The sequence below is a fragment of the Longimicrobium sp. genome, assembly GCA_036389135.1.
Lineage (GTDB): Bacteria > Gemmatimonadota > Gemmatimonadetes > Longimicrobiales > Longimicrobiaceae > Longimicrobium.
Genome location: DASVQP010000117.1, coordinates 106,493 through 120,547 on the forward strand (window position 1 = coordinate 106,493; position 14,055 = coordinate 120,547).

General features: G+C 70.2%; 15 protein-coding genes. 5 read left to right on the forward strand and 10 right to left on the reverse strand.

Features of this window, described 5'->3' with window-relative positions; all coding sequences use genetic code 11:
- The first annotated feature begins 32 nt into the window (after positions 1-32).
- The gene (locus VF584_23690; protein HEX8213198.1) at positions 33-1,340 is read left to right on the forward strand and encodes a pitrilysin family protein; all 1,308 of its coding nucleotides are present in this window, start codon (positions 33-35) and stop codon (positions 1,338-1,340) included.
- Positions 1,330-2,646 carry a pitrilysin family protein gene (locus VF584_23695; protein ID HEX8213199.1) on the forward strand — a complete coding sequence of 439 codons (1,317 nt, stop codon included), beginning with the start codon at positions 1,330-1,332 and terminating at the stop codon, positions 2,644-2,646. The genes VF584_23690 and VF584_23695 overlap by 11 nt, the downstream gene beginning before the upstream one ends.
- Positions 2,647-2,718: 72 nt before the next feature.
- On the opposite strand, the gene VF584_23700 is transcribed toward VF584_23695, so the two are convergent.
- Positions 2,719-3,036, reverse strand: coding sequence for a hypothetical protein (locus VF584_23700; protein ID HEX8213200.1), 318 nt, complete (start codon positions 3,034-3,036; stop codon positions 2,719-2,721).
- A gap of 198 nt (positions 3,037-3,234) precedes the next feature.
- Between VF584_23700 and VF584_23705 the strand changes: the two genes are divergently transcribed.
- The 3 genes from VF584_23705 to VF584_23715 all read left to right on the forward strand — a co-directional run bounded on the left by VF584_23705 (position 3,235) and on the right by VF584_23715 (position 6,218).
- Positions 3,235-4,290, forward strand: coding sequence for an L-threonylcarbamoyladenylate synthase (locus VF584_23705; GenBank protein HEX8213201.1), 1,056 nt, complete (start codon positions 3,235-3,237; stop codon positions 4,288-4,290).
- A gap of 104 nt (positions 4,291-4,394) precedes the next feature.
- Positions 4,395-5,735, forward strand: a complete 1,341-nt coding sequence (locus tag VF584_23710) for a radical SAM protein (protein ID HEX8213202.1) — start codon at positions 4,395-4,397, stop codon at positions 5,733-5,735.
- 213 nt (positions 5,736-5,948) lie between these two features.
- Positions 5,949-6,218 carry a toxin-antitoxin system HicB family antitoxin gene (locus tag VF584_23715; GenBank protein HEX8213203.1) on the forward strand — a complete coding sequence of 90 codons (270 nt, stop codon included), beginning with the start codon at positions 5,949-5,951 and terminating at the stop codon, positions 6,216-6,218.
- Between the two features lie 131 nt (positions 6,219-6,349).
- Here the strand turns inward: VF584_23715 and moaA are convergent, their stop codons facing one another.
- From moaA to VF584_23760, 9 genes are all read right to left on the reverse strand, one after another.
- Entirely contained in the window at positions 6,350-7,402 is a 1,053-nt protein-coding gene (gene moaA / locus VF584_23720; GenBank protein HEX8213204.1) for a GTP 3',8-cyclase MoaA, read from the reverse strand.
- On the reverse strand, positions 7,399-7,836 hold the full coding sequence (locus VF584_23725; protein ID HEX8213205.1) for a molybdenum cofactor biosynthesis protein MoaE: 438 nt from the start codon (positions 7,834-7,836) through the stop codon (positions 7,399-7,401). The genes moaA and VF584_23725 overlap by 4 nt, the downstream gene beginning before the upstream one ends.
- Position 7,837: 1 nt before the next feature.
- Positions 7,838-8,083, reverse strand: a complete 246-nt coding sequence (gene moaD, locus VF584_23730) for a molybdopterin converting factor subunit 1 (protein ID HEX8213206.1) — start codon at positions 8,081-8,083, stop codon at positions 7,838-7,840.
- A 395-nt stretch (positions 8,084-8,478) separates the two neighbouring features.
- Positions 8,479-8,784, reverse strand: a complete 306-nt coding sequence (locus VF584_23735; GenBank protein ID HEX8213207.1) for a hypothetical protein — start codon at positions 8,782-8,784, stop codon at positions 8,479-8,481.
- A 57-nt stretch (positions 8,785-8,841) separates the two neighbouring features.
- Complete coding sequence (locus VF584_23740; protein HEX8213208.1) at positions 8,842-9,027, reverse strand: hypothetical protein; 186 nt, start codon at positions 9,025-9,027, stop codon at positions 8,842-8,844.
- Positions 9,028-9,207: 180 nt separating this feature from the next.
- Positions 9,208-9,504: an HU family DNA-binding protein gene (locus VF584_23745; protein ID HEX8213209.1), complete on the reverse strand. Its 297-nt coding sequence runs from the start codon at positions 9,502-9,504 to the stop codon at positions 9,208-9,210.
- 317 nt (positions 9,505-9,821) lie between these two features.
- Positions 9,822-10,946: a glutamine-hydrolyzing carbamoyl-phosphate synthase small subunit gene (gene carA / locus VF584_23750; GenBank protein HEX8213210.1), complete on the reverse strand. Its 1,125-nt coding sequence runs from the start codon at positions 10,944-10,946 to the stop codon at positions 9,822-9,824.
- Between the two features lie 232 nt (positions 10,947-11,178).
- Complete coding sequence (locus VF584_23755) at positions 11,179-12,954, reverse strand: methyl-accepting chemotaxis protein (GenBank protein ID HEX8213211.1); 1,776 nt, start codon at positions 12,952-12,954, stop codon at positions 11,179-11,181.
- A 115-nt stretch (positions 12,955-13,069) separates the two neighbouring features.
- Positions 13,070-14,050: a glycosyltransferase family 2 protein gene (locus tag VF584_23760; GenBank protein ID HEX8213212.1), complete on the reverse strand. Its 981-nt coding sequence runs from the start codon at positions 14,048-14,050 to the stop codon at positions 13,070-13,072.
- Between the last annotated feature and the right edge of the window lie 5 nt (positions 14,051-14,055).

Sequence of the window (14,055 nt, forward strand, 5' to 3'; positions counted from 1 at the left end):
CGGCGAAGCGAGCAACCCGGAGACGAACCGACGTGCAGGATACCCACGACACCCCGTTCCGCATCGAGTCGCGCACGCACGTCCTGCGCAACGGGATGCGGATCGTGGCCCACGAAGACCGCACCGCGCCGCTGGTGGCCGTGCACCTCATGTACCGCGTAGGGTCGCGTGACGAGCGGCCGGGGCGCACGGGACTGGCCCACCTGCTGGAGCACCTGATGTTCGAGGGCTCGCAGCACGCCCCCAAGGGCGACTTCGACGACCTGCTGGAGCGGGTGGGCGGCACCAACAACGGCTCCACCTGGCTCGACCGCACCAACTACTACGAGACGGTCCCCTCGCACGCCGTGGAGCTTCCGCTCTGGCTGGAGCGCGACCGGATGGCCTTCTTCCTCCCCACGCTCACCGAGGAAACGCTAGAGGTGCAGCGCGGGGTGGTGATCAACGAGCGCCGCCAGACGTTCGAGAACCGCCCGTACGGCCTGGCCGACGAGCGGCTGCACGAGCTCCTCTTCCCAGGCGGGCACCCGTACTCCTGGCCCACCATCGGCTACACGCCGGACCTGGAGGCGACGACGCTGGAGGACGCGCGCACATTCTATTCGACGTACTACACCGCCGGCAACGCGGTGCTGGTGTTCGCGGGCGACATCTCGGCCCAGGATGCCTTCGCGCTGGCCGAGCGCTACTTCGGCGACCTGCCGGCCGGCCCCGAGCTTCCAGATGCGCCGCGGACCGACGCACTCCCGGCCGTCGGGGTGCGCGAGACGATGGAGGACGCCGTCTCCTTTCCGCGGACGTACCGCGCGTGGGCGGTGCCCGGCTACGGGACGCGCGACTGGGTGGCGCTCGACGTCCTCGCCTACCTGCTGGCGGACGGCGAGAGCTCGCGGCTGCAGCGGGCGCTGGTACGCGAGGGGCAGCTCGCGCAGGACGTGGACACCTATCTGTACCCGACTGCGCTGTGCGGCATCTTCGGCATCGTCTCCACCGCACGGTCGGGGGTGGACGTGGACACCGTGGACGCCGCCATCCGCCACGCGCTGGACCAGGTTGCCCGCGGCGACGTGGGGGACGACGAGGTGGTGGGCGCCGTGCGCCGGGTGCGGCGCGACCACGTGGGGCAGCTCGCCACGGTGGAGGAGCGGGCCGACGCGCTGGCCTACGCCGCCACCGTGCTCGGTGACGCGGAAGCCCTCAACCGCGTCTCCGCACTGTACGACACGATCACGGCGGACGACGTGGAGCGCGTGGCGGCGCAGTACCTCGATGAAATGCGCGGCGTCACGCTCCTGGTGTTGTCGGACGAGGCCGACGAGGAGGTCCAGGATGCCGCCTAGCCCCGCCTTCCTCCCCGCGCCATCCATCGGCGCGCCGCCCGCGCCCCGCGTTCCGCGTCCGGAGCGATATACGCTGTCGAACGGGCTGCGCGTGATCGCGGCGCGCATGGGCGAGATCCCGCAGGTGGTGCTGCGCCTGGCGATCCCGGCCGGCTCCGCCGCGGAGCCGCGCGAGCGCCCCGGGACGGCCGCGCTGGTCGGACACCTCCTCACCGAGGGCACGGAGCTCCAGACCGCGCAGGAGCTCAACGCCCGCGTGGACTATCTGGGCGCCCTCCTGCACGCCAACGTCGGCCACGACTACGCCGAAGCCGAGGCGGTGCTCCTCCACGAGACGCTGGAGGAAGGGATCCAGCTGCTCGCCGAGATCATCACCCGCCCCTCCTTTCCTGACGCGGAGGTGGAGCGGATCAGGAACGAGTCGCTGGACGCCCTCGTCGCCCGCGAGGACGAGCCCGGGAACGTGGCCGACGACCGCGTGTCGCTGGAAGTCTTCGGAGCCGATCATCCGTACGGCCGTCCCTCCTTCGGCACGGCGGAGGGAATCGCCGGGGTGACGAGGGACGAGCTGGTGGACTTCCACGCGCGCCACTACCGCCCCGCCGGCGCATACCTCGTGGCCGCAGGCGACTTCGAGCCGGGCGCATTGCGCGAGATGCTCGAAGCGGCGTTCGCGGGGTGGATGGGGGAGGCGCCGCCGGTCGCGTACCCCGCCGAGGACGGCGACACGCCGGCGGCCGCGGGCCAGCTGGTCGCGGTGCCGTGGGACGACGCGGCGCAGTCGGAGATCCGCATCGCGGGGCGCGGCATCGACCGCCGCTCGCCGGACTGGGTGCGCGGCGCGGTCGCCAACTACATCCTGGGCGGCAGCACCATAACCGGCCGTCTGGGGGCCAACCTCCGCGAGGAGAAGGGGTGGACCTACGGCGCCAATTCCGCGTTCTCGGCCGGCATCGCGCGGGGCGGCTGGACGGCGCACACCGCCGTGGACGTGGAGGTGACCGCCGGAGCCGTGGAGGAGATGCTCCGCGAGATGCGGCGGATGGCCGATGAGCCGGTGGACGAGGACGAGCTGCGGCGCGCCCGCGACGCCATGGTCCTCTCCCTCCCCCGGGCCTTCGAGACGCCGGGCCAGGTGGCGAGCCGGCTCGGGACGCTGGAGGCGTACGGGCTGCCGCACGACTACTGGGACCGCTACCCCGCCGCCGTGCAGGCGGTGACGGCGGAGGACGTGCAGCGCATCGCCCGCGAGCGCTTCCACCCGGACCGCGTGGTACGCGTGGTGGTGGGGGACGGCGTGGCGTGACGAGGGAACGGAAAACGCGGGTGGAGCGGCCGTTTGCCAGTTCCACCCGCGTCTTCCAGACCTCGCCCGGGGTTAGCGCAGCGGGTTGTCTCGCTGCTCGCCGCGCCACACGGCGTCATCGTCCGCCTCGTCGGCCTCCGCGCGCACCAGCTCCAGGCTGGGTACGGGCTGCGGATGCAGGTGGTTGCGAGTGGTTCCTTCCCAGCCGCAGGCGATGCACCAGCGCTGGCTGAGGAAGCGGCGCACCGGCTGCAGCATCTTGGAGCGGATCGACAGCGTCTCGCCGCCGCAGCGGGGGCAATCGCGCCCGGCGGGAAGCAGCGCGACGAGCAGTACGACGGGTGCCACGAACATCACGATCCAGAGCCCGGCCATGAACATCACGAACATCGGTCCCTCCTTTTGCGCTGTGCGTCTCCGCCGGTCTTTCGGGTTGCTGAGCGTCGCGTCTGGAGGTGTCCCGGGGTCGCGCACGCGCCTTCGGGGAGCCGCACATCGGCCGACGTTCTCCACGGTTTCGACAGGCAAAGCGCATGCCGGACGGGGCGCATCCCGCACGGCTCAACGGGCACCGTAATCTTTGGCTGAATGAAGATCTTATCGATCGATCCAGGCGCTCCGGACGCGGCCGATCTGGAGCCCGCGGCGGAGGCGCTGCGGGGCGGCGGGCTCGTCGCTTTCCCTACCGAGACGGTGTACGGGCTGGGCGCCAACGCGCTCGATCCCGATGCGGTGGCGCGCATCTTCGCCGCCAAGGGGCGCCCCGACTACAACCCGCTGATCGTCCACGCCGCCGACGCGGAGGCGGCGCGCGCGCTGGCCGCGGAGTGGCCGGTCGCGGCGGAGCGCCTGGCGGCTGCTTTCTGGCCCGGCCCGCTCACCCTGGTCGTCCCCAGGGCCGCGCACGTGCCGGACGCGGTGACGGCGGGGCTCCCCAACGTGGCCCTCCGCGTGCCGGGGCACCCGGTGGCGCATGCGCTGCTGGCCGCCGCGGGCATCCCCGTCGCCGCGCCGAGCGCGAACCGCTCCGGCGAGGTCTCCCCCACCACCGCCGGCCACGTGGTGCGCAGCCTGGGCGACGCGGTGGACGTGGTGGTGGACGGCGGCCCGTGCACGCTGGGCATTGAGTCCACGGTAGTTTCGCTGGCATCCCCAACACCGACCATCCTGCGCCCCGGCACCGTGACGCAGGAGGAGCTCTCGGAGGTGCTCGGCGTGGTGCTGATCGCGGGCGGGCCAAAGGAGCAGCCGGGCGCCGCCCTTCCCTCCCCCGGCCGCATGGACCGGCACTACGCCCCGCGCGCCCAGCTCCGCCTGATCGACCCCGAGCCGACGGGCCTGGTGGCGCTGGTGGCGGCCGGGCCAGGCGTGGAGGCCTTCCTCCCCATGCGCATCGACAGCCGCACCTACGGCGAGCGCACGGCCGTCCTCTCGTACAGCGGCGCGGAGTACCCCGGCGCCCGCGTCATCCGCATGCGCCCGGACCCGGCCGGCTACGCCGCCCGCCTCTACGCCACGCTGCACGAACTCGACGCAGAGGGGTACGAAAGAATCCTGGTGGAGCGCGTGCCGGACGAGCAGGAATGGGCGGGAGTGCGGGATCGCCTTCTGCGCGCGTCGCATCCGGGAAACGAAGTGCGTTAGCGCGTGATGTGCGTAAGTGCGTTGGGAATCAGCGGTTCGCGCACACTGATGCACTAACGCACCAACGCACCTGTTTCTGCCATTCGGTCCTACACGGAACCCTGATGAATACACGTACCGAGCAGGTAGAAGGACTGATCGCCCGCTTTCCGCACATTCCGCGGGAGGCGGTGCTCAAGGAAGACCTCCTGCGCACGGGGATCGCGTTCGACGACTCGGCGCTCAGCGACAACCTGGAGGGCGAGGTCAAGCCGAAGTCGTACTTCATCTTCTCCTTCGACCAGAAGCCGCTGAAGGAGCTGGGCACCGCCGCCATCCGCCGCCCCCCCGAAGAGGTCGCGCTCACCGGCGGCCCGTGGGAGCTGCGCCGCACCATCGTCTCGGTGCGCACCAACCCGGACTCGCCGTACCGCATCACGCGCGGCGAATCGGGGACGCTGCAGATGTGGCTCGACGGCCGCGTCATCGCCGACGTCGCGCTGCCGCCGATGCCGGAGTACTACCGCCACGACCTCGCCAACGGCAAAACGGTGATGGAGACGGCGCCCACCATCCAGTGGGGCTACCTGATCTACCTGACGGTGCTGCGGCTCTGCCAGTACTTTGGCGCCAAGGAGGAGTGCCAGTACTGCGACATCAACCACAACTGGCGCCAGCACAAGCAGGAAGGCCGCCCCTACACCGGCGTCAAGCCCGTGGACGACGTGCTGGAGGCGCTCGCCATCATCGACCGCTACGACACCGCGCGCGTCTCGCAGGCCTACACCCTCACGGGCGGCTCGGTGACGTCGAAGGTGGACGGCCTGGCCGAGGCCGACTTCTACGGCCGCTACGCGCAGGCAATCGAGGAGCGCTTCCCCGGCCGGTGGATCGGCAAGGTGGTGGCGCAGGCGCTGCCGCGTGAGGACGTGCAGCGCTACTTCGACTACGGCATCCGCATCTACCACCCCAACTACGAGGTGTGGGACAAGCGGCTGTTCGAGATCATCTGCCCGGGCAAGGAGCGCTACGTGGGCCGCGAGGAGTGGCACCGGCGAATCTTCGACGCGGCGGAGGTGTTCGGGCCGCGCTACGTGATCCCCAACTTCGTCGCCGGGGTGGAGATGGCGAAGCCGTTCGGGTTCGCCACCATCGACGAAGCGATCGCCTCCACGGCGGAGGGCCTCGACCACTTCATGTCGCGCGGGATCACGCCGCGCTTCACCACCTGGTGCCCGGAGCCTTCCACCCCGCTCGGCAAAGACAACCCGGAGGGCGCCCCGCTCGAGTACCACATCCGCCTCCTGGAGGTCTACCGCGAGACGCTGGAGAAGCACGGCCTGAAGCCGCCCCCGGGCTACGGCGTCGCCGGCCCCGGCAACGCCGTCTTCTCCGTCAGCTCCTTCATGGACACCCTGTCCCCCGAAGCGGTGACGGCGGAGGAAGCCGTCGGCGCGGGGGCGTGATCCGCGGCAGTGCCGCTAATTGGAGAAGCGCCCGCTTATGGCGGGCGCTTCTCCGTTGACCTCACGCATTGTCTCGCCTACGATGTCGCATGCCTCCGCCGCAGATCGTCATCGACACGAACATCCTTGTTGCGGGGGCTGCGCTCCCGCAACGGTATCGCGTTCCTGCTACTGTCGCTCATCGGCGTTCCTGAAGAAAATCGGAGAGCTAAAATGACCACGCTGAGCCTGCGGCTCCCCGAGTCGCTCCATAAGCAGGTCCGCGAGCTTGCTTCACGAGAGGGAATCTCGATCGATCAGTTCATCGCCACCGCCGTCGCCGAGAAGATGTCTGCGCTGATGACGGAGGATTACCTTGCCGCGCGCGCAGCTCGGGGCGACCGCGCGAGCTACGATGCCGCGCTGGCACGGGTACCTGACGCGCCACCCAAAGAACGGGACCGGGCTCCGGGCTGGGGACTCGGGGGGGAAAATTCGTTGTAGGGGCGCGATTCATCGCGCCCGCCCTCTCCCCCACCTCGACCCCCGCCCTTCGCACCGGAACATCGTAGGGGCCGCCCCATGTGGCTGCCCGTGCCCGCCTCCGCGCCGCCGTCCGCGTTACGCGCCGTCCCCTACCCCCCCACCTGACTCAGCGCCCGCAGCCCGCCGCTCCCCTCGTCGCTGCCCTGCACCAGCCAGTGGCGCTCGGGCTTGATGCGCAGGGTGTGGCGGATCAGCGGCTCCAGGGGCTCGCCGCGGCGGAGCGGATCGCGGAGGGCGGTGTGGAGATCGCCAAAGAGGCAGGGGCGGAGCTGGCCGTCGGCGGTGAGGCGCATGCGGTTGCAGGTGCCGCAGTAGTTGTGGCTCATCGGCGTGATGACGCCCACCGTTCCCGCCGCGCCGTCGAAGGCGTAGTACTTCGCGGGCCCGTTGCCGCGCGGCCCCGCCACCGGCCGCAGGTCGCCGATGCGGGCGATCCGCCCCAGCGTCTCCTCCGACGACACGTACTCGTCCTGCGACACGCCCAGGTTGTCGCCGGTGGGCATCACCTCGATGAAGCGGACGTGCCAGGGCCGCTCGCGCGTGATGGCGGCGAACGCCTCCACCTCGTCGTCGTTCCTCCCGCGCATCACCACGCAGTTGACCTTGATGGGGAAGAACCCGGCTCGCTCCGCCGCCTCCAGCCCGTCCAGAATCGCCCGCGCGGAGCCCGCACGCCGCGAGATGGCGTCGATGCGCTCGGGGATCAGCGAGTCGAGCGAGACGTTGACGCGGTCCAGCCCCGCGGAGCGCAGCGCGTCCGCGTGCTCGCCCAGGAGGACGGCGTTGGTGGAAAGGGCGATGTCCTCGATGCCGGAGATCGCACGGAGGATGCGCACCAGCGACGGGAGGTCGCGGCGTACGAGCGGCTCGCCCCCGGTGATGCGGACGCGGCGCAGCCCCAGCCCGGCCATCGTCCGCACGATCTCGCCGATCTCCTCGTACGAGAGGAGCTCGTCGCGGCGCAGCCAGGGGAGGCCTTCCTCCGGCATGCAGTAGACGCAGCGGAGGTTGCACTTGTCCGTCACCGAAATGCGGAGGTACTCGATGCGGCGGCCGAAGCCGTCCGTCATCGGCCCGTGCTCCGGGATGGCGTTCTCGGCCACCACCGGCAGGACGCCGCCGAGCTGCACCAGGCGCGTCATCCGGCCGCCGGGGTGAAGCCGGGGACCCACTCGTGCGCCCCCTCCGCGTACCCCTCGCGCTTCCACACGGGCACGCGCTGCTTTACCTGCTCGATGACGTAGCGGCTGGCCTCGTACGCCTCCCCCCGGTGCGGCGCCGCCACGGCGATGGCGATGCTCGCCTCCCCCACCTCCAGCAGCCCCACGCGGTGGACGACCCGGATGTCGCCCGTCCCCCACCGCTCGCGCGCCTCGTCGGCGATGCGGAGGAGCTCGCGCTCGGCCATCGCCTCGTAGGCGTGGTACTCGAGCTGGGTCACGGCGCGCCCGTCGTTCTCGTTGCGCACCACGCCCCAGAAGAGGAGCGCCGCCCCGTCCTCGGGGGAGAGCGTATCGGCGAGGATGCGTGCGGCGTCGAGCGGCTCGGCGACCACGGCGGCGTAGCTTGCCCCCACGTCAGCCCCCCGCCACCGGCGGAATGAGCGCCACCTCGTCGCCATCGCGGAGCGCAGTGGCGGCGGGCGCGTAGTCCATGTTCACGGCCACCACCGGCGATTCTGGGAGCGACGAGAGCGCGGTGCCCCCCGCGCGCAGCTGCCGCACCAGGTCCACGACGCGCGCGCCCGCCGGCAGCTCCACCGCGAGCTCGTCCGTCCCCGCGAGGTCGCGGTACGTGGCGAAGAAGAGGGTGCGAACGATCATCCAGGCTCCGCCGCGGGGAGGGTGCATGCGTGGGACGTACGGGGTACACCGCGGAGGCGGCGGAGTTCGGAAAGCCGGGAATGGGGAAATGGGGAATGGCGAATGGGGCGAGCTTCCCTCAGTCAATGTCATCCTGAGAAAGCCGCCGGACGGGTGTGGAGCGTCACACGCCGTACTCCTGCGGCGAGCGAGGGATCTAGCCGGATAGGCGAGAGGACCGCGGGTAACTACGAGCCTCTCGGAAAGCGCAGTAGATCCTTCGCCTCGCGCCATGGTTCACAGCCCGGGCGAGGACGGAGAAGCGCTTCGCTCAGGATGACAAATGGCTCGGCTCTCCGCCATTCCCCATTCCCCATTCCCCATTCCCCATTCCCCATTCCCCATTCCCCACCGGATTACCCGGCCCCGGACGCCCCTGGCCCGGGCACGTTCTGCCGGACCTCCTCGGGAGGGGCGATGGTGATGAGGAACTGCGAGACCTCGTGGTGCAGGCGCGAGGTGGAGGCGCGCACCATCGTGCGCCCCTCCTGTGTCCCTATGCCGACCGCCACGTCGCCCGCTTCGGTGTTGAAGGTGATGTGCGTGGGGCCCTCGTCGGCCGTGAAGCCGCCGTAGGGCGAGAAGCGCATGTTGAAGAACTCGCGCGCCCGGTCGATCACTTCCGCCGGGGAAAGGTCGGTCAGCACTTCCTGAATCAGCATACGATCTCCGGTCCGGGTTCAGCGGGCCGACCGGGCAGGAGGTGTGCCAGAGGCGTGCTACCGCTCGTCCCGCCCCCGCCCGCGCCACACCTCGTCCTCGTCGTGGCGCATGGGGCGCTCGGCCGGACCGTCCGCCTCGGTGTAGCCACGGCGGGTGTCGTAGGCGGTCTCGTACGGACCTAAAGAGCGCGCGGAGTGGGAGCGCGGGGCGCGTGCGTCGCGCGGGTCGAACGACTGCGGCATGGCGGGAAGCTCCAGTGGAGGACACCCGCCGGGGCACGCAAGAAAAACGCCCGCCCCGGGTCTCGGGGCGGGCGGTCGCACTGCGCCGGGCGATCAGGAAGTGCTAAGTGCTAAGTCCTAAGTCCTAAGTCCTAAGTCCTCGCAATTCAGCACTTAGCACTTGGCACTTAGCACTTCCGTTCAAACCTCCAGCACCTTCTCCTCCACCAGGGCGCGGAGCTCCTTCGACGGCTTGAACACCGGCACGGCGCGCGGCGGCACCTCCACCGGGTCGCCGGTGCGCGGGTTGCGCGCCAGACGGCTCTTGCGCTCACGGACCTTGAAGGTGCCGAACCCTCGGATCTCGATGTTCTGGTGATCCGCCATGGCGTCCTTGATGGAGTTCAGGAACGAATCCACCACCACCGCGCAGTCGCGCTTCGTGATGCCGGGGCCGATCGTGTCGGCGACCTTCTGTACCAGATCCGCCTTGGTCATGAAACTTCCTCCTGGGGGGGTTGATGCTGGGGCAGTGCCCCGGGTCGATGCGCGCGGCGCAACTCGAGGGATAGGAGCCGCGGGGCCCTCCTTCGGGATGGAGGAGCCTCCCGAAGAACTGCTTCGTGCACGCGACGGCCGGAAATGATTCGCACCGCTGATTCACCCGTTTTCAGGGCGAAAAAACCGGGTTAGGCAAACGTTGGATCGTTGCGGCCGGAGGGGGCGGAGCGGGCGCGTTGCGGGCGAAGACGGCCTAAGGGGGTGTGGGACGGCTATTTAGAACGACCGAAGGATAATCCGCCGCCCGCGTGCCGTCAAGCGTCTCCGGCCGCGAGGTTGCGCCGGCGCTCCATCTCATCCACAAAGCGGTCAAAGAGATAGACGGAGTCGTGCGGCCCCGGCGCCGCCTCCGGGTGGTACTGCACCGAGAAAACGGGCTGCTCCGTGTGCTCCACGCCCTCCACGGTGCCGTCGTTCAGGTTGACGTGGGTCACGCGCAGTCCCGGCGCGCCGGGAACCCCGCTCTCGTCCCCCTGCACCGCGAAGCCGTGGTTCTGCGAGGTGATCTCCACCGCCCCGTCGCTCACGCGGCGCACGGGGTGGTTGCCGCCCCTGTGGCCGTACAGGAGCTTGTAAGTAGTCGCCCCAAAGGCGCGAGAGATGAGCTGGTGCCCCAGGCAGATCCCGAACACCGGCGTGTCGCGCGCGCCCAGCTCGCGGATGGAGTCGAGGGCGTGGGGCACCGCCTCCGGGTCGCCGGGGCCGTTGGAGACGAAGAGCCCGTCCGCCCCGGCCGCCACGATCTCCTCCACCGGCGTGTGCGAGGGGATCACCGTCACCTCGCAGCCGCGCTCGGCCAGGAGCTGCAGGGAGTTGCTCTTGACCCCGAAGTCGTACGCCAGCACCCGGAAGCGCCGCTCCCCCGCGGGGGTCACGGTGTAGCGCTCGTGCGTGGAAACCTCGTCCGCCAGGTCCAATCCCTCCATGGAGGGCTGGGCGAGGATGCGCTCCAGCAGCGCGTCGCCCGCCCCGTCCGCGGGCGCGATGGCGGCGCGCATCGACCCGCGCGAGCGGATGTGGCGGGTGAGGGCGCGCGTGTCGACGCCCTGGATCGCCACCACGCCGCTGCGTTCGAGGTAGTCGTGGAGCGGCTCGGTCGCGCGCCAGTTGCTGTGCATCGGCGGCGCCTCGTGGAGGATGAAGCCGGCCACCTGCGGCCGCGCCGACTCCTCGTCCGCCGGGTTGACGCCGTAGTTGCCGATCAGCGGGTAGGTCATCGCCACCAGCTGGCCGGTGTACGACGGGTCGGTGAGGACCTCCTGGTACCCGGTCATGGAGGTGTTGAACACCACCTCGCCGAACGCCGTCCCCCCGGCTCCGTACGACTCGCCGGCGAATACGCGTCCATCCTCCAGCATGAGCACGGCAGGTGCGGCCAACGGGTCTCTCCGTCCAAGTGCAATGTAGAGCGGTAGATGCGGGGCGGGAATCTATGGGGGTGGGAGGGTGTGTCAAGGAGTGCGTTAGTGCGTTAGTGCGGAAAAGACGAACGGCGGTTTCACACAGAGACACAGAGGGTACGGAAAGAACGGCAGGAGGGGTTCTTCTGTGGCTTGCAGTTCCCTCCGTGTTCTCTGTGTGATGCTTTTTTCTTTTCAACCACTCACGCACTTAGAGGCGGTTCGTCACCTGGAAGTACCGCACGCGCTCCTGCAGAGCCTCCGCCTGGGCCGAGAGCTCCTGGGCGGTCGCGGCGAGTTCCTCGGTGGCCGCGGCGTTGGATTGAGCGACCTGGTCGACCTGCTCCATCGCGCGGTTGATCTGGCCCAGGCTCGCGGTCTGCTCGTCCGATGCGTCCGCGACTCTCTGCATCTGCTCCGTCGTGAGGCGGATGGTGGGCACCAGCGCCACGATCAGCCCGCTCGACCGTTCCACGGTCTGGATGCTGCCTGCCGCCAGTACCCTGATCTCCTGCGCGGATTGCTGAGCACGCACGGCAAGCTTCCTCACCTCGTCCGCCACGACCGCGAACCCACGCCCCTGCTCCCCCGCACGAGCAGCCTCGATGGCAGCGTTCAGGGCGAGCATGTTCGTCTGCTCGGCGATCTCCTCGACGATGCTTACCCGCTGTGTGATCTCGTGCATCGCCGCTACGGACTCCTGCACCGCCTGGCCGACTGCCGCCGCCTCTTCGGCTGCGCGCATGGCGTTGCGCTCCACCGCCCTGCTCTCCGCGGCGTTCCGGCTCACGGTGGCCCCGATCTCATCGAGGCTGGCCGTCGTCTCCTGCGCGGCCGCCGCCTGGTCGCCCGCGCCCTCGGCCAGCGATTGAGCCGTGAGAGTCATCTGGCCCGAGGCGCCCGAAAGCACTTCCGCCCCCGCCCGGACGTCGGCGATCACGGCCGCGAGCCGCTCCACCATCGAAGTGAGCGCGGCGCTGAGTGCATCCTCGCCGGACCGCCGCGGCACCGTCACCGTCAGGTCGCCCGCGGCGATCCGCTCCGCGATGCGCGCCATCTCGCGCTCGGACTCCACGACTTCGGCCAGCGCGGCGCTCAGCCGGTCCCGTGTGGACCGCGGCGTCACCCGAACCGACAGGTCCCCAGCGGCAACACGCGCCGCGACACGCGCGATCTCGCGCTCCGACTCCACCGTCGTCTGCATCGCGCTTGCGAGCCGGCCGATCTCGTCTCGCCGTTCGCGGTCCTGCCCCACGTCCACATCCAGATCGCCCCGCGCAAGCTGCTCGGCCACCCCGACGAGGCGCGTGATCGGTACGGTTACCTGGCGCTCCATCTCCCGCGCGATCGCGACGACCGCCATGCCGAGCAGGAGAAGGGAAGCGAGTGTCACCGCCCAGGAAACCCAGGCCGCGATCCGCGCACGGCGAGAGAGAGCTTGGGTATCCGACTCGTGCCTTTCCTCCAGGATGCCGAGCGGATCCCTGAGGCGCTCCAATCTCACGTCGAGCTCAGGAAGCCGTCCGGCAGCCGCGGCGAGCTGGCCCCCGCGTGCCAGGGCCGCGATGTCGTCGCCGGTGATCTGCAGCGAGTCCCGCGTCCGGCCGGCGATCTCCAGGAGCTCGCCACTCCCATCGAGCACCTGGGGGAGACCCCGGTACGTGTTCAGGCGCTCACGCGTCTGGGTGACGTTCTCGGCGTAAGTGGCCAGCCAGCGGCTACGCGCCGCCGCGTCGGGCGCCCCGACTGCCTTGTGCAGCGCGAGCACCACCTGATGCGCATCTCGGTCCACGTTGAGCACGAGACCGAGTCCAGGCAGCTCCTGACGAGAGACCCGCTGTGCGATCCCCCGCTCCGACGCGGCGCTCCACGTGACGGCAGCCAACGCGAGCGCAGCGACCGCACACAGCGCCGCGAGGCCGCTGACCAGCTTGCGGCGGAACGACCAGTGGCGAAGGCCCTCGGTGGAAGTACGGAGTACGGACATGATTCAAAGAGGGCCGGAAGCGGATGGACCCTACGGAGAACGGTCAGGGTGGAATCGGCCGGTGGGCATCGAAGGCCGAATTTCACAAATATATCGCGCTCACGCACTCACGCACTCAAAAGTACCCCAGCGCCACCATCAGCCTGTGCGCCACGTCGTCCACCAGGCGGTGGCGGTAGGTGGCGGGGCGGAGGGCGTAGCGGAGCCGGCGGACCGGGGTCCGGCGGCTGGCGAGGAAGCGGTCCAGGGCGGCAAGGCGCACCGCGTCCAGCGCGCCGCCGTAGAGGGCGCGGAACTCCTCCGCCTGCACAAAGAGCGGCGACATCCCGCGGCGCTTCTGGAAGGCGCGGACGCGCGACCAAAGGCCGCGCGGCATTCCCACCGTGTTGCGGGGGTGCTGGCGGTAGAGGAGGCTCGGCTCGGGGTCGAAGTGGATCGCGCCGAAGGCGGAGACCACCAGGTACGCCCAGTGGTCGTGCATCAGCGCACCCCGCGGCGTGCCCCGCGTGAGGAGCTCCCACGCCGCGTGGTTGAACATCATGGTGCACCCGGAGACCTGGTTCTCCACCAGGGCGTTGCGGAAATCCAGCGCCCGCACGGTCCTCCGCGGCTTGCTGATCGGCTCCAGGTGGACGTCCACCGGGGTGAGCGCGGAGCAGTAGAGCGCGGGGACCGCCGGGTCGGCGCGCGACAGGTACTCGACCGCCCTGGCCACCTTGCCCGGCAGCCACACGTCGTCCTGGTCGCAGTACGCAAAGAAGTCGGCGCCGGGCTCGGCGTCGTTGAGCGCGCGAAAGAAGCTCTCCGGCACCCCTAGGTGCGCCCCGCGCTCCACCGTGGCGGGCCGGCGGCGGGCGTACTCGTCCAGAATCGCCAGCGTGCCGTCGGTGGAGCCGTCGTCGCGCACGCGCAGGTGGAAGTCCTGCAGGCTCTGCGCGTCCAGGCTCTCCAGCAGCTCGGGGAGGAACTCCGCGCCGTTGTAGGTGGAGAGGAGGATCTGCACTCGCGCCTGCCGCGGCGGCGCGGCGGGGAGCGGCTCCGTCGCGGGAGTGCCGGCGGACGAGGGTGTGCGGACTGCGGTGGAGCGGTGATGCATCGGGA